Consider the following 20,624-nt stretch of genomic DNA (forward strand, 5'->3'; position numbering starts at 1 on the left):
ATAAAACTTTTGTATTTTTCCTCAGTACAAAATCTATCTTAATGCTACATCGAATCTCGCCTATTCAATTTCTAACACTTTTATCCTTGATCCTTTTGCAATCCTGCCAGGAAAAAACTTCTGAAGATCCAATTACAGATACAAAACCCAATATCATCTTTATTATGACAGATGATCACGCGGCTCAGGCTATAAGCGCATATGGGCATCCGGTAAGTCAACTAGCTCCAACTCCAAATATTGACCGGATTGCAAATAATGGAGCTCGCTTTTTGAATAATTTCTGCACGAATTCTATTTGTGGTCCCAGCAGGGCTGTGATCTTAACTGGAAAGTTCAGTCATATTAATGGCTTCAGAATGAATGGGGACACCTTCGATGGTTCTCAGCCTACACTGCCAAAATACCTTAGAAATGCAGGATACAATACCTCTATCGTTGGAAAATGGCATTTGCATGGTAAGCCAGAGGGTTTCGATCACTGGCAGATCCTCAACGACCAGGGAAATTATTACAACCCCGAGTTTATTACCAAAAATGACACCAGCGTTGTTGAAGGATATGCAACAGACCTCATTACCGATATGAGTATAGAATGGTTACAGAACCGAGATTCCGATGAAAAGAAGAAACCTTTCTTTCTGATGGTTCATCATAAGGCTCCACATAGAAACTGGATGCCACCAATAAGACACATCAACACCTACGATTCTATCAAATTTCCACTTCCAGAAAGTTTTTACAGTAAACATGAAAATCAGCTTGCTGCAAAACACCAGTTACAAACTATTTACAATGACATGTATGAAGGCCATGATCTCAAAATGAGCATTGAGAAAGGCAGTGATTCGTTGAGACATAATCCGTGGAAAACAGATTTTGATAGAATGACAAAACCTCAGCGTGCCAACTGGAATAAAGCCTACCGACCCAAAAATGACGCGTTCCATGAAGCTGATCTGAAAGGAAAAGATCTTGCGGAATGGAAAGGGCAAAGATATATGCGAGATTATATGGGAACTGTACAGGCCGTAGATGAAGGTGTTGGAAAAATCCTCGATTACCTGGATGCAGCAGGACTCACTGAGAACACCATTATCGTTTATACCACAGACCAGGGATTCTATCTGGGTGAGAAAGGCTTTTTTGATAAGCGTTTTATGTATGAAGAGTCATTGGCCATGCCTTTGCTTATTCAATATCCTAAAGCGATTGCAAAAGGAACTGTCATCGACGCACTGACTCAAAATCTGGATTTCGCTCCAACCTTTCTGGACTATGCCGGCGCTAAAATACCTGAAAAAATGCAGGGCAAAACTCTTAAGTCGTTACTCTCCAATTCTGAAAACAATAAGAACTTCAGAAATGCCATTTACTATCATTATTATGATTTTCCAGCTTTTCATATGGTGAAAAGGCACTACGGAATAAGAACGGACCGGTATAAACTGATTCATTTTTACGATGATATTGACGAATGGGAACTTTACGATCTTGAGACAGATCCAAAAGAATTGAATAATCTATATGGTGATCAAAAGTACGCGGACATTCAGCAAAAACTATACTTAGAGTTGAAAGAACTGCAGAAAAAATACGCAGTGACCGAAGAGGAATTTGCCACTACGCCAAAAGCAAAGGTTAAAAAAGCCTATGAAAATTTTGCACGTCTTGCTGATGAGGAGCCAGATACTTATGAAGGTTATCAATATTTAAAACAAAATTAATCTTTTGAGCTAATAGTTTATCGTTTAGTAGTCAGTACGGTTATGGAATATTTCCTATTTTTGGATAAATTCCTAATTATGGATTTCGATCGAATAAAAGAAAAATTAAATATCCTTGCAGACGCTGCAAAATATGATGTTTCATGTTCTAGTAGTGGATCTAAGCGAACCAATACTAAGAAAGGTCTGGGTGACTCTTCAGGGATGGGCATTTGCCATTCCTATACTCAGGATGGCCGTTGCGTCTCCTTATTAAAGATCCTTCTTACGAATTATTGCATATTCGATTGCGCTTATTGCGTTACTCGAAAATCTAATGATATTAAAAGAGCTGCTTTTAAAGTACAGGAAGTTGTAGATCTTACCATAAGCTTTTATCGTAGGAATTACATCGAAGGTCTTTTTCTAAGTTCCGGAATCTTTAAGAGTCCCGATCATACGATGGAAAGATTGATTCGGGTAGCCAAAAAGTTGCGGGAAGAGGAGAACTTTAATGGCTATATACATCTTAAGAGTATTCCCGGAGCCAGTGATGAATTAATGAGAGAGGCCGGACTCTACGCGGACAGACTAAGCGTAAATATTGAGATCCCAACAAAATCCGGTTTGAAACTACTTGCGCCCGAGAAGAAACATGAGGACTTTATGAAGCCAATGGAGAAGGTGAAGAATGAGATCATTCAGTACAAATCTGAATCGAAACTTATTAAGAGCACTCCTAAATATGCTCCCGCTGGTCAAAGTACCCAGATGATTGTTGGGGCTACTGGCGAAAGCGATCGGGATATCATGTATTCATCAGCATTCTTCTATAAGAACTATAATATGAAGCGTGTTTATTACTCTGGTTATGTCCCGATTAGTAATGATCCGCGTTTACCTGCATTAGGGACCCAGGTACCCATGATGCGTGAAAACCGGCTCTATCAAACAGATTGGTTGATGCGCTTCTATGGCTATGATGTTCGGGAACTTTTAAATAATGATTTCCAGCATCTTGAAATGGACATAGATCCTAAACTGAGTTATGCACTTCGCAACCGACATTTATTCCCTGTAGATATCAATAAAGTCGACAAGCAGTTATTATTACGCGTTCCGGGAATTGGACTAAAGTCGGTTAATAAAATTCTTCAGGCACGAAAATTTAGAAAATTGAATTGGGAGCATCTTAAAAAGATCGGCATTTCTATGAATCGCGCTAAATATTTTATCACTTGTGATGCCAGGGAAAAGGAACTTAAAGACGTAAGCAGTGAAAACTTAAAGCAGTTAATTATTCAGAATTCCTTCAGTAAATATCGAAAGGAATTTAATCAGCAACTTAGTTTATTTTAATGAAAAGCGTTGTACTGAAATATGATGGTAGTTTTCCGGGATTTTTAACCTGTGTCTTCAATGCCTATGAGCAGAAGCTGGAAATCGCTGAGATCATTCCTGAAGGAGAAGATCAAAAACAACTATTTAGTGAAACTCTAGAAGTAATAACTGAAGATTTCAAGGTACAGAGAGTTTTAAAATCGTTGAAGAAAAAGTTGTCATCTAACGGGTTTACGAGATTGTACTATTCTTTCCTGAGTGAAATTCCCGGGATCGAACTTAAGATGTATGATATGATACGATATGTCTATAGTTCGCAGGAGAAAGCAGAACTGGACTATTCGCATCCTTCAGTGCTGGATATATCTAAAGCTGCAAAACAAGTTGGACGCGAAAAGCATAGAATGGAGGCATTCATAAGATTCAGACTTACTAAAGATGATCTTTATTTCGCGGTGATCGAACCAGACTTTAATGTATTGCCTGTGATCACGAAGCATTTCAAAAGCAGATATGCAGACCAGCGATGGTTGATCTATGATCTTAAGCGAAAATTAGGTGTACACTATGATCTTCAGAAGGCAGAATATGTTTCGATGGAATTACCCGAAGATATAGGCATCTCAGGCGGAAATCCCGACTATTTTGCTGAAGGCGAAATCTACTTTCAGCATTTATGGAAAGATTATTTTGACTCTACAAATATCAAAAGTCGAGTAAATATGCGGCTTCACATACAACACGTTCCTAAAAGATATTGGAAATATTTAAGTGAAAAGAGTCCTTTTGCATAATAAAATTTTGTTTAAATTTGTGTCTTCAACTAATTAAACATTTTACAATGAAAAAATTTTTATTATTATTTGCAGTTGCTTCAATGAGCCTTTCTATCTATTCTTGTAGAGAAACTACTGAAGAGAACATCGAAGAAGACATGGAGCAAGCAGGTGAAAACGTAGAAAACGAATTGGAAGAAGCTGGTCAGGAAGTAGAAGCTGCTGCTGAGAACGCTGAAACCGAAATGGAAGAAGAAGTAGAAGGAACTGACGATATGAACGGTGATGATGATATGTAATCATTTTCTTTCTTAATATGATTAAAGCCATTCATTTGAATGGCTTTTTTTAGTTTAACCCTAAAATTTATAAATAATGAAAAAAACTGTAATGATCCTGGCCTTAGCTGCAATGAGTATTTCTATGTATTCCTGCCGAGAAACAACCCAGGAAAAAACTGAGGAAGCAGCAGAAGCGATTGGAAATGACATTGAAGATGGAGCGAGAGAAGCTGGAGAAAAGATCGAGCGCGGAGCTAAGAAAGTTGGTGAAGAGATCGATGAAGAAATTCACGATACAGACGATGTGAATAATGAGGAAGCGACAAACGATGCTGTCCAGTAGCATGAAAAGCGGCACGATGTGTCGCTTTATTTTTTTCGTTCTATAACGTAATTTACCATTAGCTCTAAACTGTCCCGGTATTCAGATTCCGGATAGTCCTGCAATAATAATAGAGCTTCTTTCTGGAACTCTTTCATACGTTTAACTGCGTAGTCCAGTCCGCCGTTGTCCTTCACGAAATCAATTACTTCTCTTACCCTTTTGCGATCCTTATTATGATTCTTGACAGAATTGATCAACCACTTCTGATCTTTTTCAGAAACAGTATTTAAGGTATAGATTAAAGGCAAGGTCATTTTTTGCTCCTTAATATCAATTCCCGTAGGTTTCCCTATCTTCTCAGTACCATAGTCAAAAAGGTCATCCTTGATCTGGAAGGCCATACCTATAAGCTCCCCAAATCTTCGCATTTTTGCGACATCAGGACTTTCAGGATTTACAGAAGCCGCACCAAGACTACAACAAGCCGCGATTAGTGTTGCAGTTTTCTGTCTTATAATATCATAATAAACCGCTTCGGTAATATCAAGTCTTCGGGCTTTCTCGATTTGCAGTAGCTCTCCTTCGCTCATTTCGCGAACAGCTACAGAAATAATCTTTAACAGATCAAAATCATTATTATCTATAGAAAGTAATAATCCTTTACTTAACAAATAATCGCCCACAAGAACGGCGATCTTATTTTTCCATAAAGCGTTTATACTGAAGAAACCTCTTCTTCTGTTGGAATCATCTACAACATCATCGTGTACCAGGGTGGCAGTATGTATCAGCTCAATGACAGATGCGCCACGATAAGTTCTCTCGTTTACATTACCTTCAGAAACCATTTTGGCAACCAGGAATACGAACATGGGACGCATTTGCTTCCCTTTTCGGTTTACGATATAATGAGTGATCCTGTTTAGAAGGGCTACTTTGGAAGACATGGATTCGAAGAACTTTTTTTCAAAAAGTTCCATCTCTTTTTCTACCGGTAGCTTTATTTGAGAGATGACCTTCATTAAGGCTGTAAATATAAGAGTTTTAAAGAGGTTTTATCCTTTATCATTAAGCCGATTTATTCGCCAGCTGCCCACAGGCTGCATCAATATCCTTACCTCTTGAACGCCTTACCGTTACTGTAATATTGTTTCTTTCCAGCATTTGCTCGTACATTCTCGTTGCTTCTCCAGCTGCCTGCTGGAAATTACCATCATCAATTGGATTGTACTCTATAAGGTTAACCTTACAAGGAACATATTTACAGAAACGTACCAGCGCCTGCGCATCTTCCCGGGTATCGTTAATATCTTTCCAGACAATATATTCGTAAGTAATCCGGCTTCCGGTTTTTGAATACCAGTATTCAAGAGATTCTCTAAGATCTTCCAGCGGGAAAGTTTCGTTGAAAGGCATAATCTGTGTCCGTACTTCGTTTCTGGCCGAATGCAGTGATACTGCCAGTTTGATCTTAGCTTCATCATCAGCCAGCTTCTTAATCATCTTGGGAACGCCAGAGGTTGATATTGTTATTCTTTTTGGTGACATGCCCAGACCTTCCGGAGAAGTGATCTTTTCAATAGACTTCATTACGTTATTGTAATTCATTAAAGGCTCACCCATTCCCATGAATACGATGTTGGACAATGGTCGGTCAAAATATAACCTGCTTTCGTTATCGATCGCAACCACCTGATCGTAAATTTCATCAGGATTAAGATTACGCATGCGTTTTAACTTTGCAGTAGCACAAAACTGGCAATCAAGACTGCAACCAACCTGTGAGGAAACACAAGCCGTAGTTCTTGTTTTTGTTGGGATCAATACAGATTCTACAGTAAGTGAATCATGTAGTTTCACCGCATTTTTTATCGTACCATCACTGCTTCGCTGCATACGATCTACCCGAATATGATTGATCACAAAGTTCTCATCCAGCATTTGCCGGGTAGACTTCGTGAGGTTCGTCATATCCTCAAAAGAATGCGCTGCTTTACTCCATAGCCATTCATAAACCTGAGTTCCACGAAAGGATTTATCTCCCTGTGATACAAAGAACTCCTGCAATTGCTGCTTGGTTAATGCCCGTATATCTTTTTTCCTGTCTTTCACGCTGCTAAATTACAAAGTTATTACCGAAGCTTCAGTCTTTTACCAGACAATAGCTTACAAAAAAGGCCATAAACCGACATCGGATTATGGCCTTTAAATTTTATTTAAAACTCATTAGATGATCAGCATTGCGTCACCATAAGTATAGAATCTGTATTTTTCCTTTACTGCTTCTTCGTAAGCCTTTTTCATAAAATCATGACCGGCAAATGCAGAAACCATCATCAATAACGTAGATTTTGGCGTATGGAAATTAGTGATCATACAGTTTGCAATATTGAAATCGTATGGAGGAAAGATGAACTTGTTAGTCCATCCACCAAATTCGTTTAAGGTTTGGTCTGAAGATACAGCACTCTCAAGCACCCTCATTACAGTTGTACCAACGGCACAAACTCTGCGCTTATCGCGTTTCGCCTGGTTGATAACATCTGTAGCGTTCTTTTCAATAAAAGCTTCCTCACTATCCATCTTATGCTTGGAAAGATCTTCAACTTCCACCGGGCTGAAAGTTCCCAGTCCAACATGGAGTGTAACCTCAGCGAAATCAACACCTTTAATCTCCAAGCGTTTAAGTAAGTGCTTGGAAAAGTGTAGTCCTGCAGTAGGAGCTGCAACAGCACCTTCATTTTTGGCGTAGATCGTCTGGTATCTTTCTTCGTCTTCAGGCTCTACTTCTCTCTTGATATACTTCGGAAGAGGGGTTTGCCCTAAATCCTTTAATTTCTGTCTGAAATCACTGTAAGATCCATCGTAAAGAAAACGAAGCGTTCTACCTCTTGAGGTTGTATTATCGATTACTTCAGCAACAAGACTTTCGTCTTCACCGAAGTATAATTTATTACCAATTCTTATTTTTCTTGCAGGATCAACAAGTACGTCCCACAATTTTGTTTCTGGGTTCAACTCTCTAAGTAGGAAAACTTCAATTCTGGCCCCGGTTTTCTCTTTATTTCCGAAGAGCCGCGCAGGAAAAACTTTCGTGTTATTAAGAACCATCACATCTTCCGGTTCGAAATAATCAATTAAATCTTTAAATTTTTTATGTTCAATCGTCTGCTCTTTGCGGTTTAGAACCATTAGCCTTGCTTCATCCCTGTTTTCAGAAGGATATTCAGCCAAAAGTTCCTGAGGCAGTTCAAAATTGAAATTAGAAAGTTTCATTCCCATAGTTCCTGTTTTAAAAGCTGCAAATATACAATCTCAACATAGGCGTTGTCAAGTAAATGGCGGTTTATTTATAGAATAATTCTATTCTTTACAGGTGTAGCCAAGTTCTTTAAGATCTTCCCAGAAATCTGGATAAGATTTAGACACGACTCCAGCGTCCAGAATACGGAGATCTGTCTTTAAAGCAAGTGGAGCGAAAGCCATCGCCATGCGATGATCATTATAAGTTTCGATCTCAACACCCTGCTTCAATTCGGGATTTGGAATTAGTTGCAAACTATCTCCAGTAATTCTGACTTCTGTACCAAATTTCTCAATTTCATTTTTGAGAGCCTGCAACCGGTCAGTTTCTTTGATTTTCAGAGTATGTAGACCTGTGAGCATACACTCGGTTTTTGTTGCAAGACAGGTAACGGCGATAGTTTGTGCGATATCAGGAGAGTTACGAAGATCTTCCCGAAGACTTCGAGCACGAGCCTTTCCTGTCTTCTTCAGTGTGATACTATTTTCAGTATAAATGGTTTCCACACCAAAATGCTTATAAATTTCAGCAAGGGAAGAATCTCCCTGCCTGCTTTCCTTTTGGTAATTATTAAGTTTAATTTCCGCAGTTTCAGAAATAGCGGCAAGACTATAGAAGTAAGAAGCAGAACTCCAGTCTGATTCCACAGGAATAGTTACAGTTTTTACAGATTCCTGAGGTTCAATAAAGATCCGGTCCTTTACAAATTTACCATTAATCCCTACCTGTTTGATAATTTCCAGCGTCATAAGAATGTAGGGCGTGGAAGTTACGGGACCTTCCAGAATGATCTCAAGCCCTTTTGGTAAGGTTGCACCTATGAGCATCAATGCAGAAATATACTGGCTGCTCACATTGGCTTCCAGCTTGACTGAAGAAGCGTGTAATTTTTTTCCCTTAATCACTAAAGGTGGGTAACCGGTCTCATTTTTATAAGTGATATCGGCGCCCATACGTTGTAAGGCATCCACCAGTAATCTAACTGGTCGCTCCTTCATTCTTTTGCTTCCGGTAAGCTCAACTTCACAGCCTTCCTTCACCGCAAAGTAAGCCGTTAGAAAACGCATTGCCGTTCCCGCGTGATGTATATCTATGATCCCGTTCCCTTTTTCAATGGCTTTTTTCAATACTTCAGAATCATCACTATTCGAAAGATTTTCGATCGAAATTTCAGGGTATAATGCCTGCAGAATTAGCAAACGATTCGATTCACTTTTAGAACCGGTGATTTGAAGCGCTGCTTTCAGATTTTTTTCTTCGGTATGTAGGGATAAATTCATGAGAGTTCGTAAAGATGAATTACGAAATTACTCTTTCTTTTCTTTACTGCGAAACTGTCCAAAAGACAAAATAAAACCGTAAAGAAACGAAGCGATCAACTGTCCTATAATAAAGCGAGCTAATTTCCCATTTGCCGTACGCTCTTCAAAGAACCTCGTAAATTCGAAACCACCATATTCGAATAGCATCGTGATTACATTATACAATACGAGAAATGAAATACCTAACCAGAAAACCGACTTCCAGAATGGACGTTCAGAAACCATTTCTTTGAACTTCATTATTGCAGTTTTTCGTTGTTCTTATGTCTGTCCTTATCACGTTGTGTCTTGAGGTCAAGCTTTTTATCAAATGCATCCTGCAAATTAATTCCAGTCTGGTTTGCCAGGCAAAGCACTACAAATACCACATCTGCCAGCTCCTCACCAAGGTCTTTGTTCTTATCGCTTTCTTTCTCACTCTGCTCCCCATAACGACGGGCAATGATACGGGCAACTTCTCCAACTTCTTCTGTTAACTGAGCCATATTGGTAAGCTCATTGAAATATCGCACCCCGTGTTCCTGTATCCAGTTATCTACCGCTATCTGCGCGTTCTTCAAGTCCATCTGCTGAAATTTTCTTCAAAACTATGCTTTCATTTTGTTTTTTGATAATGTTGTCGTAAAACTTTTGAATGTATTCATAGTCTGTCGCAGCAAAAATTGTTTGTGCCAGATTCACTTCAGAATCTATTCTTATCACATTGTTGCTGTGCTTTACCAGGTATTTAAACTCTCCGGCGGCATCTTTTAAATGTACCATAGCGCTCTGCGGAAGCGATTCTACCTCATAGCCTTCAGGAATCAACATATTCACCTGGTGATGCTTCTTCATTGGAAAATCAAAATAGATTGGAAGTGTTCTGGTTTCAGCTTTAAAAGGATTTTCAGAAGTTACATCAAACAACATAGGCTTTACGTAGATCTTGTCCCCGATCACATCCTGACCACTTTGGGTATTGAACTCATAGGTATTGTGAATTCCTTCTCCAAGCTGCTCAAAGTTTTCAATCTTTACTTCGGAAATGGAATAGTTGCTCGATGCCGATTCCAGGTTGGCCGTAGCATCGCTTAAATTCCCATGATTTAATCTGAAGTTTCTAGCATAAAGAGCATCAAGATTATTGAAGTATTTACCTGAAATTCCATCTTCTGCCAGCTGGACATTCAGCCTGGTTTTATTTTCTGAAAAATATAAAGGTTGCAGGTTCACCCATTCTGAAGTACCATCTTCACGAATCAATCTACCTTGCCAGTTTCTTGCTCTTTTAGGCAGCTCCCCAGGAATAGCCAGTGGATCACTTGCATCCATAAGGATCACTTTATCCCCGATTTTTGCGGCAGCAATTAAGTAATTAAATCCATTTTTTGTTGGAAACAATGGAGTTCCATTGCTAACCGTACTTACCAGGACTGGATTTGCATCGATATTAGCATACTTCAGCATGGAAACCAGTAACAGGTTGATATCCCCGGTATTTCCAATGCCTTCCTCGTAAGCATCACGCAGTCCATTTTCAGCTATATATCCCACGTAATCATTCCAGGTCATCTTCTGCTTTACAAAATTGAAGATCTTATTCATTTTTTGTTCCTGGTTGGTCAATGTGCCAAGCAAAGCATCGATATCATCATCGAAAAAACGCTGATTGCGTAGTTCTGTATTGAATCCGCTATCATTATAAATGGACTTGGAAACACCTTCCCAGGTTTGCGAATAATTATCAATAGGAGAATTTGGAAACTTGGTAAACTTTAATTCCCAATCTAAAAATGCTGCGTAATTCTCCATATAATCTACGTGACTTTCAGTCTTCAGGGCAGGGATATCTTCCTGGTCGATCTCATAAGTGTTCTGCATATAATCTAGCACACTGTTACTGGTAGAATGGCTAACAACTTTTCCGCCGTAGGAAGAATTTCTCTGATTATTAGAAAAGGATCTTTTAAATGGCTTGGTTCCCTGATTAATTTTAGCGTAAAAAGCTGCTTTTGGATTATTATAAACTCCAAAATTTAAATATTCCGGAATTGTCACGCTAATGTTCAGCTTGTCAATAGGAATTGTATACTGTAAATTGATACGATCCATGGAGGTCGTGATTCGGTCGCTGATTTTCTTATACTCATATTCGATCACCGTTCCCTCTTTTACTGCCGGCATGGTGAACGTAGTAAGCTCGCGATATTTGCTTGCCTCATTCTCATAAATATCCTTACGATCAAGCTTGGTTTCCTCAACCTTTCCGTTTTCCAGGTTATAACTTACTCCTCTTACTCCAGAAACACTTTCCTCATAACCGCCTTTATAGGCATTTATACTATGCGTTGCCCAGTCAAAACCATCTTTATTGTAGATCTTGATTCTCTCGTGATATTCGGTTACCACAAAAAAGCCGGTGTTTTGTTTATAATCATAGTATGTGCGCTGATATTTATATAAAATGGCAGCATTCGCATCCGGATCTTTGTCATGTTGTTTCTGGGCAACTTCACTTTTAGATACTTTCCCGAATTTATAATTTTGCGCATAGGTTGTGCTGCTCAGAATTAGGAAACTGAGGATAAAAAGGTATTTGGTCATGGTTAGGATTTTTCAGATTTGGCGATTACTGCTTTTAAATTATTTAAGGTGTTTACTTTGTCAATAAACTGGGTGAAATTCTGGAATTGCTCCCTAGGCCACTCCCCTTCGTGAATAATGAGAACTCTTTCTACTTCTATACTTTTATTTTCTTCGGAAGCGCTTATGCTTATGCTGAATTCTCCAAATTCTGAAGCAATCTCGTCACTTCCAGGTAATGCTTCGATCTTATAACCTAGCGGAATCTTAAAGCTGAAGTGATCTTTGTAGGTTTTTCCACGTTCGAACACAAAAGGCATCGTTCGCTCCTGTGAAGTTTTCTTCATGATGTTTCCCTGCTGAATAAAATTGAGCGGAACCAGTAATCTCTCCCCGGCAGGACTCGCCAGCCTGCTACCACTAAACTTCAGTTTCTCCTGAAATTGAATAGCGACCCGATCATCTTCAAAAGCAATGTTCTCAAAATGCAGATTCTGAAGTCTGCCCCATTCATTTCTATAGTATTTTTTAAGATCATCTTCAGTTTCTCTCTTTAATCCGTAGCGATCACCATAAGGAATACCTTCTGAGATTCTGATGAATTCTGCATCGAAATTACCGTTTTCGTCCAGCTGAATATCGCATTCTATCGCCTGTACATTATCTGATACTTCATATTTTCTGGTACGTATGATCTCTCCACCTTCTTCTGTAACTCTTAGCGCGTAGCGATCATCTGTGAAGTCACCCATATAGTTGAAAGGAGTAGTCTGGCTTGTACATTCCAACCACAGATCTGTACCATCTTCCGAAGGAATATTCAGGATCACATGATTCCCCTGCATGATGGTGAAATCTGGCTTTATATGACGTTTTGAATCGCCTGCATGGATTACAGTGTAATAAGATTCGATCCCCTGACTTTTAAGCAAAGCTTTCGTATAATTCGTTAATCCTTTACAGTCGCCATAGCCCAGCCTGTCCACCTTCATGGCAGTTTCAGGCTCCCAGCCACCAATGCCATATTGCACAGAAATATATCGGGTATTTTCCTGAACGTACTGGTATATAAGCCTGGCTTTTTCTTCAATACTACTGGCAGAGCTGGTCAACTCTTCTATTTTCTTAATAGTGCTCTCCGGAAGGTGATCATGTTCTGCAACCAGATTATCATACATCCATTTACCAAAATGTTTCCAGTTTCTGGTTTCCCCGGCCACACCCTTCAGCTCAAATTTTTCCAGGCTAAATAGAAGGCTGGGTGTAGTTCTGCGTAAAGAGGGTTCGAAATCTTCGTGTTTTCTGGCTTTGACATTTTGCAGTTTATAAAGGAAATGATTTTCCACCGAATGATCTTCTATTGAAACCTTGTCGAAATTGTTTTCCTGAAATCTAAGTGCATGCGCATCAGGATTTTCAAGCTCGAAAATAGATTCTTCAATGCTTACATTATAACCTTCCAGAGGAAACCATTGATCGAGAAATACAGTGTCTTCATTCTCAAATTCACAGGTATAAATTACGGTATATGGATAGTTCCTGGCGTTATAATCCAAATAACTAACCCTATTGTCTGCAAATAAGGTCCCTGAACCAAAAGCACTAACGTCTGAAAAGTCTTTTTTCCTGAACTTTTCAACTTCATTTCCCATAGCATCAACTATGATGGCCTGTTGTTTTTCTATCCCATCACCCTCATCATAGTGCTGGTAAGCGTCAATGAAGTATTCACCATTCTCATTGAAAACAGTGACTATCCGCGTAGTATATACTACAACTTTATCTATGTCTTCAACAACGAGTTTTGTATGCATCTTGCGAACGACCGCATCTGCATTTTCCAATAATTCCGGGGAAATTTTTAAAATAGAATATTCTTGCTGGGAATACATGAAAGACATGCAGACCAGCAGCAAAAAAGTGATGATTCTTTTGCGCATTAAGCTGAAAATAGGTTGGTTCAGCCGGCAATATATAAAAAATTAACTCTTTTTAACGCTTTTCTTTCGAATCGATGATAATTGTTACCGGACCATCATTGAGCAAGGATACTTTCATATCTCCTCCAAAGACTCCTACCCCAACGCTTTTACCAAATTCCTTTTCGAAGGACTTTACAAAATCCTGGTATAATGGTTCTGCGATATCAGGTTTTGCAGCATTTATAAAACTGGGCCTATTCCCTTTTTTCGTACTGGCGTGTAGGGTAAACTGACTTACAACAATAGCATCTCCATCCACCGTTTTGAGAGACTCATTCATTTTGCCCTCACCATCGCCAAAAATTCTCATGTTGATGATCTTACGGCAGAGCCAGTCGATATCTTCTTGCGTATCGGCCTCCTCTATTCCAAGTAGGATCAATAAGCCATCGCGCATTACCGCGCATACTTTATGATCAACCGTGACCGATGCTTCTGTAACTCGTTGTATTACTGCTCGCATTATTTCTGGTATTGATCTACTCTGTAGTTTTCATCTTCACCTTCCATGATCTGCAAATAACTTTTGTACCTGGACCAGGCGATCTCACCTTCTTCAAGACCATCTTTTACAGCACATTTTGGTTCATTAAGATGCAGACAATTATGAAATTTACAATGCTGTTTTAGCTGAAAAAATTCCGGGAAATAATCGCCAATTTCTTCCTTGTCCATATCCACCACTCCAAAACCTTTGATTCCGGGAGTATCAATGATTCTAGCATCAAATTGAAGGTCGAACATTTCAGCAAAAGTCGTGGTATGCTGCCCCTGGCTGTGCTGCCTGCTAATTTCCGAAGTTTTAAGATCAAGAGTAGGCTCTATAGCATTGATAAGAGTAGATTTTCCGGTACCACTATGACCAGAGATCATACTGGTCTTTCCAATCATCTTATCTTTTACCTTATCTACGTTTTTACCTTCTTTAGCTGAAATTCCAATACACTCATAACCTGCACCTCGATAAAGTTCTGCCAGGTATTTCACCTCAGCAAGTTCTTCAATGCTATAAGTATCAACTTTATTAAAAAGCAGCACTGCGGTGATAGCATAGGCTTCCGCAGTCACCAGAAAGCGGTCTATAAAAGTGGTTAAGGTAGGCGGATTATTAAGGGTTATCAGCAAAAAGACCTGGTCGACATTTGAAGCAATGATATGAGTTTGCTTTGACAGATTAACCGACTTCCGGATAATATAGTTTTCCCGTTCGATGATCTTTTTGATCACCCCGGTTTCCTCCTCGCCATCTTCCACATCAAATCTTACGACATCTCCAACAGCAACAGGATTTGTACTTTTAATTCCCTGTATCCTGAACTTTCCTTTGATCCGACATTGGTAAAAACGGCCATTCTCGGCTTTTACATGATACCAGCTCCCGGTAGACTTATAAACAACTCCCTGCATTAAGCTAAACTATTCATATCTAATAATTTCTTTCCGCAAATTTAGGCATTAATTTATGAAGCTACCGGGTAGCGTGAAATCATCCCTTATACATCAAGGATTTTCTGTTGGTGATTAATAGATTCCTGGTGAATAGCTTTGAATAATCTTAAAACGAATTCTTCGCTCAGGCCTTTATCTTCACCTTCCAGTACCATTTTCCCAAGGATCTCGTTCCATCTTTTAGTTTGCAGAATTGCTACGTTCTGGTCTTTCTTCACCTGTCCTATTTCTTCGGAAATTTTCATACGTTTAGATAAGATCTCCAGAATCTGACTATCGGTAATATCAATCTTAGAACGCAAAGCAGTTAGCTTATTCTGAAAATCCTGACTGGCAGAGATCTCTTTTCTAACCTTTAAATCCTCCATCATCTGGATCAAGGCAGCCGGTGTAATTTGTTGAGCCGCATCACTCCATGCTTTATCTGGAGTATGGTGCGTCTCCACCATGATTCCGTCGAAATTAAGATCAAGTCCTGTTTGGCAAAGATCGAAGATGATGTCTCTTCTTCCTGCAATATGAGATGGATCCAGGATTAAAGGAAGGTCCGGGAATTTATTTTGTAGTTCGATAGGAATCTGCCATTCCGGGTTGTTACGGTACTTAGTTTTCTCGTAAGCAGAGAAGCCACGATGTATTACTCCAAGGTTGTTGATATCTGCCGTATGTAAACGTTCAACTGCTCCCAGCCACAAGGCAAGATCTGGATTTACAGGGTTTTTAACCAGTACGATCTTATCTGTTCCTTTCAATGCATCTGCGATCTCCTGTACGATAAATGGAGAAACCGTTGTTCGCGCTCCAATCCAGAGAATATCCACATCATGTTTTAATGCAAGATCAACATGGTTCGGGTTTGCAACTTCAGTAGTAGTTAGCATTCCGGTTTCCTCTTTCGCCTTCTGAAGCCATTTTAGACCCAGCGCCCCAACACCTTCGAAATTTCCAGGGCGCGTTCTTGGTTTCCAGATTCCTGCTCGTAAAACAGTTGCGTCACTATCTTTTAACTGGTGAGCGATCGTTAATACCTGCTCTTCGGTTTCTGCACTACAAGGCCCTGCGATCACCAACGGGTGAGACAGGTTGAAGTTGTCTAACCAGCCTCTGAGTTCTTTTTTATTTTCCATTCTCGTGTAATTTTAAATCTTCGTTCTTATTTATTCCGTTTAATACTTCTTTTATATGATTGGTTCGATCCATTTCCTGGTAAAGCTGATCGAAATTGTCTTCCTGCATCAATTTTCTGAAATTCTGAAGATTGAGAATATATTCATCGAGAGTTTCCAGGACATTTTTTTTATTCTGACTAAAAATTGGTGCCCACATTGCCGGTGAACTTTTAGCAAGTCTTACGGTCGAGGCAAAACCACTTCCTGCAAGATCGAAAATATCACGCTCGTTCTTTTCCTTTTCCAGTACTGTTTTTCCCAGCATAAAAGAGCTAATATGCGATAAATGAGACACATAAGCTATATGACGATCATGTGAACGTGCATCCATATATCGTATTCTCATTCCTATCTTCTGAAATACCTCTAAAGCTTTTTCCTGAAGTTTAAAGGCAGTCTTTTCTACTTCACAGATGATATTGGTCTTATTTCTGAATAATCCATGAATTGCAGCCTGCGGACCAGAAAACTCCGTTCCCGCAATTGGGTGTGCTGCCAGAAAATTTCTTCTTTTCGCATGATCCTCGACTACCCGGCAAATATTTTCTTTAGTCGACCCGGCATCTATCACCACGCAATCATCTTTTACTCTATCCAAAATTTCAGGAATCAGGTTAATGCTGGCGTCTACCGGAATTGCAAGATAAACAAGGTCGGCGTCGTGAATATCTTCCATCGTAGACATCCTGTCTATGAGGCCCAGTTCAAGCGCCTGCTTCAGATGATCCTCATTTCCATCGATTCCGGTAATACTTATCCCTGAAATACCGGCTTTTAGATCCAGCGCGAAACTTCCGCCTATTAATCCAATTCCTACTATAAACACCTTCATGATCTAATTCTTTTTAAAGCTTCATCGATCATTTCTTCCGTAGCACAAAGGGAGAAACGAACATAATTCCTACCCTGCTCACCAAATATAAAACCCGGTGTTACGAACAGATCTTTATCGTACAGTAATTCATCAACCAGGCTCTCTGCACTTTTACCTGCAGGAGCTTTCGCCCAAACGAAAAGTCCAGACTGCCCCGGGGCTGCTTCACAATTCAAGGTTTTTACCAGTTCCAGAACTTTCTTTTTTCTGGAACTGTACAACTCATTCAATTTTAAAAACCATTCATCTGAAAGCTGAAGTGCCTTTACTGCCCCAGCCTGCAAAGGATAAAACATGCCGCTATCCATATTCGACTTTACTTTTAGAACAGCTTCTATATTTTTTGAACTCCCGGCGAGCATACCAACTCTCCAGCCAGCCATATTAAAACTTTTACTTAGCGAATTAAGCTCCATCACGTAATCGCTTCTTATATTGGTTTCTAGAATACTCAAAGGTTCTGTATTCTGAATAAAACTATAAGGATTGTCATTGACTACCAGAATTTCATTCTTTTCAGCAAAAGCAGTCAGTTTTTTAAAGAAATCTGCAGTCGCTTTGGTTCCCGTAGGCATATGAGGATAATTTACCCACATGATCTTTACATTTTCAAGTCCCTGTTGCTCTAATGCTTCCAGATCTGGCAGCCAGTTCTGCGATTCATCTAAGGTATACTTCTGAACTTCTGCCTGTAGCAATCCAGAAACCGACGTATAGGTAGGATAGCCTGGATCCGGGACTAAGACTTTGTCCCCTTTATTCAGAAACGTCATGGAAATATGCATAATTCCTTCCTTACTTCCCATAAGCGGAAGGATTTCATTTTCAGCATCCAGATTTACATGATAATACCGAGAATAAAAGCCTGTCATGGCGTTTCTTAGTTCGGGTATTCCTTTATAAGGCTGGTATTGATGCGCTTTGGAATGTTTTAGCCCATTTTGCATCGCATCTACTACTTGCTGCGGTGGTGCAAGGTCCGGACTTCCAATTCCAAGATTGATCACCGGCTTGCCCTGTTCCCGCAAAGCTGCCACTTCCCTTAATTTTTTAGAGAAATAGTATTCCTGTACGCTTTCCAGTCTTTCTGCTGTCTTCATGACAATCTGCTTTTGTAAATTCCTAATATATTAAGGTCTTCGGTCATTAATTTCAATACATCCATCGCACGATCAAAATCTTCTCGTTTATCAAAGATCACATCGACAAAAAATGAATATTTCCAAGGCTCGTCTATAATTGGCAAAGACTGTATCTTCGTTAGATCCAAATAGGAATCCCGTAAGATATTAAGTACTGAAACCAGGCTTCCACGATCGCTTTTCAGATCGAATTTCAGGGATGCTTTATCGAGAATATCACCGTTAGGTTTTTGTTCCTCTATTCCCAGAACCAAAAATCTGGTGGTATTGGATTTGATCGTATGAATGCCTGAAGCTAGAATTTCGAGTCCGTACATACTCGCCGCTGCAGGACTCGCCACTGCCGCAACATTCAATTTTTCTTCGGAAGCAATTCTTCGGGCAGCCTCTGCAGTATCTGCATCTTCGATCAACTTAATATGCGGATGTTTTTTAAAAAATTGCTTGCACTGCAACAAGGCCATAGGATGAGAATATACTTTTTTGATATCCTCTATTTTCTGACCCATTACCGCCATCAAATTCATATTTACCGGAGTATAATGCTCACCAATGACCTTTAGCTTGTATTCATTGATCAGGGCATAATTAGGAAGAATAGAACCGGCAATACTGTTTTCGATAGCCATCACAGCTTCTGTCGTCCCACCTGAGGCAAGCGCTGTAGTGAGTTCCTGAAATGACATATGTTCAGCCACTGCAGTTTGCTCTCCAAAATAGTCCATCACAACGAGGTGATGAAAAGACCCTTTAATACCCTGAATTCCGACTTTTCTCATTTTTTTCCAAAAAAAAAGTCCCGATCTAAGATCGAGACTTTTATATAATTTTATTTTACTTAATCATATAGCATTCCCGATTCTATTCCTGGTATAGAAATAAAAATAATAGAATGCGTTCCAGTTAATTAAGCTTGTCATTTCATTAATTATGAATTACTAAAGTAGTACTAATATTCAAGACTCAAAATTAAACGGGATCCAAATTGGAACTTTTCCCATATTCGGAAAATTCGTGTGAATTATTTACAGATTACGATTTAATACCTCAAAATTGACTGCTAACATTGAAAGATAATCAGTCAGTTCTCTGAAGATTTATTCCTAATTTTGAGCTCAATCTATGTCTATACACGTAAATAACATATCAAAAAGCTTCGGAGATCAGCAGGCGCTGGAAAATATAAGCTTTGAAATTGGCCGCGGGGAGATCGTTGGATTTCTTGGACCTAATGGTGCAGGAAAATCAACATTAATGAAAATCCTTACCGGCTATCTTACTGCAGATTCCGGAAAGGCCAGGATCAACGATTTCGAGCTAGACACTCAGCTGGCAGATCTTCAGCGAAGTATTGGATATCTACCAGAGCATAATCCTTTATATACTGAAATGTATGTTCGGGAGTACCTGCAGTTCCATGCATCCATATTTTCAGCTTCGAAAGACAGGATTGAAGAAGTCATTAAACTTACCGGGCTTTCACCTGAAGCAAACAAAAAAATAGAACAACTATCCAAAGGATACCGGCAACGTGTTGGTCTTGCGGCTGCGCTATTGCATGATCCCGAGGTATTGATCCTGGATGAACCTACTACAGGTCTTGATCCAAATCAGCTGGTAGAAATAAGATCCTTAATTAGTTCTATTGGAAAAGATGGCAAGGATGGTAAGCGTGGAAAAACCGTATTTCTTTCCACGCATATTATGCGTGAGGTGGAAGCAATCTGTGACCGGGTCCTCATTATTAATAATGGAAAGATCGTCGCCGATAAGTATCTCAAAGATCTTAGGAATGAAAAAGAACAGGTGATCTTTGTAGAATTTGACTATCGAATTGAAGAAATTGCTCTTCAAAAGATCCCTGGAATGATCTCTGCAAAAAATACCGGCGGCTTTACCTATGAGCTAATTTTTGATTCCAACAAAGACATGCGTCCGGCTGTTTTTGATTTCGCTCATGATAACGGACTCAAAACGCTACAGCTAAATCAAAAGACGAAGAACCTGGAAACTCTGTTCGCTGAACTTACTCAGAAATGATCGAACCATGGTTCAAATAAGGAGTTACTGCTTTCGAAAATTTTTTGCGTTAGGGATTGCAGCGGCATCCTTTTAAAACGAGGCTGAGCTTGTCGAAGCTTCGTGTTAAAAGATAAAGCGGAAAGCCCGGCCCGAAGGGAAACACCCGTATTTTTTAAGATCTCTGCAGTAGCTACCTGGAAATTCTGTTTATTGACCAACAAAAATAAAATGATCCAGCGCAGGTTCAATAACTCAAAACTACAATTGTAACTCTCAACCTCCCTCTTATTTGTTTGCGTTAGGGATTGCAGCGGCATCCTTTTAAAACGAGGCTGAGCTTGTCGAAGCTTCGTGTTAAAAGATAAAGCG

Annotated in this window: 21 protein-coding genes; 6 read left to right on the forward strand and 15 right to left on the reverse strand. The window is 39.5% G+C overall.

The annotated features are described in order from the left end of the window. The first annotated feature begins 41 nt into the window (after positions 1 to 41). The 5 genes from ACSHZO_RS10890 to ACSHZO_RS10910 all read left to right on the forward strand — a co-directional run bounded on the left by ACSHZO_RS10890 (position 42) and on the right by ACSHZO_RS10910 (position 4,447). Entirely contained in the window at positions 42 to 1,727 is a 1,686-nt protein-coding gene (locus tag ACSHZO_RS10890; protein ID WP_298247662.1) for a sulfatase family protein, read from the forward strand. Positions 1,728 to 1,805: 78 nt separating this feature from the next. Further along, positions 1,806 to 3,065 (forward strand): putative DNA modification/repair radical SAM protein, encoded by a 1,260-nt coding sequence (locus ACSHZO_RS10895; protein ID WP_298247663.1) that lies wholly within the window; start codon positions 1,806 to 1,808, stop codon positions 3,063 to 3,065. After that, complete coding sequence (locus ACSHZO_RS10900) at positions 3,065 to 3,841, forward strand: TIGR03915 family putative DNA repair protein (protein WP_295180550.1); 777 nt, start codon at positions 3,065 to 3,067, stop codon at positions 3,839 to 3,841. The genes ACSHZO_RS10895 and ACSHZO_RS10900 overlap by 1 nt, the downstream gene beginning before the upstream one ends. A gap of 47 nt (positions 3,842 to 3,888) precedes the next feature. Next, positions 3,889 to 4,122 carry a hypothetical protein gene (locus ACSHZO_RS10905; protein ID WP_295180548.1) on the forward strand — a complete coding sequence of 78 codons (234 nt, stop codon included), beginning with the start codon at positions 3,889 to 3,891 and terminating at the stop codon, positions 4,120 to 4,122. 76 nt (positions 4,123 to 4,198) lie between these two features. Next, the gene (locus tag ACSHZO_RS10910) at positions 4,199 to 4,447 is read left to right on the forward strand and encodes a hypothetical protein (protein ID WP_298247664.1); all 249 of its coding nucleotides are present in this window, start codon (positions 4,199 to 4,201) and stop codon (positions 4,445 to 4,447) included. A 26-nt stretch (positions 4,448 to 4,473) separates the two neighbouring features. On the opposite strand, the gene ACSHZO_RS10915 is transcribed toward ACSHZO_RS10910, so the two are convergent. The 14 genes from ACSHZO_RS10915 to ACSHZO_RS10980 form a co-directional block, all read right to left on the reverse strand. Further along, complete coding sequence (locus ACSHZO_RS10915) at positions 4,474 to 5,451, reverse strand: polyprenyl synthetase family protein (protein ID WP_141878566.1); 978 nt, start codon at positions 5,449 to 5,451, stop codon at positions 4,474 to 4,476. A gap of 46 nt (positions 5,452 to 5,497) precedes the next feature. Beyond that, complete coding sequence (gene rlmN, locus ACSHZO_RS10920) at positions 5,498 to 6,541, reverse strand: 23S rRNA (adenine(2503)-C(2))-methyltransferase RlmN (protein ID WP_298247665.1); 1,044 nt, start codon at positions 6,539 to 6,541, stop codon at positions 5,498 to 5,500. Positions 6,542 to 6,655: 114 nt separating this feature from the next. Then, positions 6,656 to 7,705, reverse strand: coding sequence for a tRNA preQ1(34) S-adenosylmethionine ribosyltransferase-isomerase QueA (gene queA, locus ACSHZO_RS10925; RefSeq protein ID WP_295180556.1), 1,050 nt, complete (start codon positions 7,703 to 7,705; stop codon positions 6,656 to 6,658). 87 nt (positions 7,706 to 7,792) lie between these two features. Then, on the reverse strand, positions 7,793 to 9,013 hold the full coding sequence (aroA, locus tag ACSHZO_RS10930) for a 3-phosphoshikimate 1-carboxyvinyltransferase (RefSeq protein ID WP_298247666.1): 1,221 nt from the start codon (positions 9,011 to 9,013) through the stop codon (positions 7,793 to 7,795). 27 nt (positions 9,014 to 9,040) lie between these two features. Then, positions 9,041 to 9,295 carry a hypothetical protein gene (locus ACSHZO_RS10935; RefSeq protein WP_298247667.1) on the reverse strand — a complete coding sequence of 85 codons (255 nt, stop codon included), beginning with the start codon at positions 9,293 to 9,295 and terminating at the stop codon, positions 9,041 to 9,043. Beyond that, entirely contained in the window at positions 9,295 to 9,621 is a 327-nt protein-coding gene (locus tag ACSHZO_RS10940; protein ID WP_295180536.1) for a nucleotide pyrophosphohydrolase, read from the reverse strand. The genes ACSHZO_RS10935 and ACSHZO_RS10940 overlap by 1 nt, the downstream gene beginning before the upstream one ends. Continuing rightward, a complete protein-coding gene (locus tag ACSHZO_RS10945) occupies positions 9,587 to 11,638 on the reverse strand; it encodes a DUF3857 domain-containing protein (protein WP_298247668.1) in 2,052 nt (683 codons plus the stop codon). The genes ACSHZO_RS10940 and ACSHZO_RS10945 overlap by 35 nt, the downstream gene beginning before the upstream one ends. 2 nt (positions 11,639 to 11,640) lie before the next feature. Beyond that, positions 11,641 to 13,557 (reverse strand): DUF3857 domain-containing protein, encoded by a 1,917-nt coding sequence (locus ACSHZO_RS10950; RefSeq protein WP_298247669.1) that lies wholly within the window; start codon positions 13,555 to 13,557, stop codon positions 11,641 to 11,643. A gap of 52 nt (positions 13,558 to 13,609) precedes the next feature. Continuing rightward, positions 13,610 to 14,062 (reverse strand): D-aminoacyl-tRNA deacylase, encoded by a 453-nt coding sequence (gene dtd, locus ACSHZO_RS10955; protein ID WP_298247670.1) that lies wholly within the window; start codon positions 14,060 to 14,062, stop codon positions 13,610 to 13,612. Next, positions 14,062 to 15,006: a ribosome small subunit-dependent GTPase A gene (rsgA, locus tag ACSHZO_RS10960; protein WP_298247671.1), complete on the reverse strand. Its 945-nt coding sequence runs from the start codon at positions 15,004 to 15,006 to the stop codon at positions 14,062 to 14,064. Before rsgA ends, dtd begins: the two co-directional genes overlap by 1 nt. Positions 15,007 to 15,092: 86 nt before the next feature. Further along, complete coding sequence (locus tag ACSHZO_RS10965) at positions 15,093 to 16,175, reverse strand: bifunctional 3-deoxy-7-phosphoheptulonate synthase/chorismate mutase type II (protein ID WP_295180528.1); 1,083 nt, start codon at positions 16,173 to 16,175, stop codon at positions 15,093 to 15,095. Then, positions 16,165 to 17,049 carry a prephenate dehydrogenase gene (locus tag ACSHZO_RS10970; RefSeq protein WP_298247672.1) on the reverse strand — a complete coding sequence of 295 codons (885 nt, stop codon included), beginning with the start codon at positions 17,047 to 17,049 and terminating at the stop codon, positions 16,165 to 16,167. Before ACSHZO_RS10970 ends, ACSHZO_RS10965 begins: the two co-directional genes overlap by 11 nt. Next, complete coding sequence (locus tag ACSHZO_RS10975; protein WP_298247673.1) at positions 17,046 to 18,191, reverse strand: pyridoxal phosphate-dependent aminotransferase; 1,146 nt, start codon at positions 18,189 to 18,191, stop codon at positions 17,046 to 17,048. Before ACSHZO_RS10975 ends, ACSHZO_RS10970 begins: the two co-directional genes overlap by 4 nt. Further along, positions 18,188 to 19,012, reverse strand: coding sequence for a prephenate dehydratase (locus ACSHZO_RS10980; RefSeq protein WP_298247674.1), 825 nt, complete (start codon positions 19,010 to 19,012; stop codon positions 18,188 to 18,190). The genes ACSHZO_RS10975 and ACSHZO_RS10980 overlap by 4 nt, the downstream gene beginning before the upstream one ends. 343 nt (positions 19,013 to 19,355) lie before the next feature. Between ACSHZO_RS10980 and gldA the strand changes: the two genes are divergently transcribed. Continuing rightward, entirely contained in the window at positions 19,356 to 20,273 is a 918-nt protein-coding gene (gldA, locus tag ACSHZO_RS10985; protein ID WP_298247675.1) for a gliding motility-associated ABC transporter ATP-binding subunit GldA, read from the forward strand. On the opposite strand, the gene ACSHZO_RS10990 is transcribed toward gldA, so the two are convergent. After that, positions 20,264 to 20,624 (reverse strand): hypothetical protein (locus ACSHZO_RS10990; RefSeq protein WP_298247676.1); only part of this gene is annotated, 361 nt, incomplete at its 5' end. The genes gldA and ACSHZO_RS10990 overlap by 10 nt on opposite strands.

It is taken from the genome of Christiangramia sp. 3-2217-3z (assembly GCF_051195275.1).
GTDB classification, from domain to species: Bacteria; Bacteroidota; Bacteroidia; order Flavobacteriales; family Flavobacteriaceae; genus Christiangramia; species Christiangramia marina.

Excerpts from the sequence above, each read along its gene's own strand:
- ACSHZO_RS10935 (WP_298247667.1), bottom strand. The coding sequence starts at position 9,295 with ATGAAGTTCAAAGAAATGGTTTCTGAACGTCCATTCTGGAAGTCGGTT.
- ACSHZO_RS10980 (WP_298247674.1), bottom strand. The coding sequence starts at position 19,012 with ATGAGAAAAGTCGGAATTCAGGGTATTAAAGGGTCTTTTCATCACCTC.
- ACSHZO_RS10910 (WP_298247664.1), top strand. The coding sequence starts at position 4,199 with ATGAAAAAAACTGTAATGATCCTGGCCTTAGCTGCAATGAGTATTTCT.
- ACSHZO_RS10965 (WP_295180528.1), bottom strand. The coding sequence starts at position 16,175 with ATGGAAAATAAAAAAGAACTCAGAGGCTGGTTAGACAACTTCAACCTG.
- ACSHZO_RS10915 (WP_141878566.1), bottom strand. The coding sequence starts at position 5,451 with ATGAAGGTCATCTCTCAAATAAAGCTACCGGTAGAAAAAGAGATGGAA.
- ACSHZO_RS10945 (WP_298247668.1), bottom strand. The coding sequence starts at position 11,638 with ATGACCAAATACCTTTTTATCCTCAGTTTCCTAATTCTGAGCAGCACA.
- ACSHZO_RS10895 (WP_298247663.1), top strand. The coding sequence starts at position 1,806 with ATGGATTTCGATCGAATAAAAGAAAAATTAAATATCCTTGCAGACGCT.
- aroA (WP_298247666.1), bottom strand. The coding sequence starts at position 9,013 with ATGAATTTATCCCTACATACCGAAGAAAAAAATCTGAAAGCAGCGCTT.
- ACSHZO_RS10970 (WP_298247672.1), bottom strand. The coding sequence starts at position 17,049 with ATGAAGGTGTTTATAGTAGGAATTGGATTAATAGGCGGAAGTTTCGCG.
- dtd (WP_298247670.1), bottom strand. The coding sequence starts at position 14,062 with ATGCGAGCAGTAATACAACGAGTTACAGAAGCATCGGTCACGGTTGAT.
- queA (WP_295180556.1), bottom strand. The coding sequence starts at position 7,705 with ATGAAACTTTCTAATTTCAATTTTGAACTGCCTCAGGAACTTTTGGCT.
- rsgA (WP_298247671.1), bottom strand. The coding sequence starts at position 15,006 with ATGCAGGGAGTTGTTTATAAGTCTACCGGGAGCTGGTATCATGTAAAA.
- ACSHZO_RS10905 (WP_295180548.1), top strand. The coding sequence starts at position 3,889 with ATGAAAAAATTTTTATTATTATTTGCAGTTGCTTCAATGAGCCTTTCT.
- ACSHZO_RS10890 (WP_298247662.1), top strand. The coding sequence starts at position 42 with ATGCTACATCGAATCTCGCCTATTCAATTTCTAACACTTTTATCCTTG.
- ACSHZO_RS10900 (WP_295180550.1), top strand. The coding sequence starts at position 3,065 with ATGAAAAGCGTTGTACTGAAATATGATGGTAGTTTTCCGGGATTTTTA.
- gldA (WP_298247675.1), top strand. The coding sequence starts at position 19,356 with ATGTCTATACACGTAAATAACATATCAAAAAGCTTCGGAGATCAGCAG.
- ACSHZO_RS10950 (WP_298247669.1), bottom strand. The coding sequence starts at position 13,557 with ATGCGCAAAAGAATCATCACTTTTTTGCTGCTGGTCTGCATGTCTTTC.
- ACSHZO_RS10940 (WP_295180536.1), bottom strand. The coding sequence starts at position 9,621 with ATGGACTTGAAGAACGCGCAGATAGCGGTAGATAACTGGATACAGGAA.
- ACSHZO_RS10975 (WP_298247673.1), bottom strand. The coding sequence starts at position 18,191 with ATGAAGACAGCAGAAAGACTGGAAAGCGTACAGGAATACTATTTCTCT.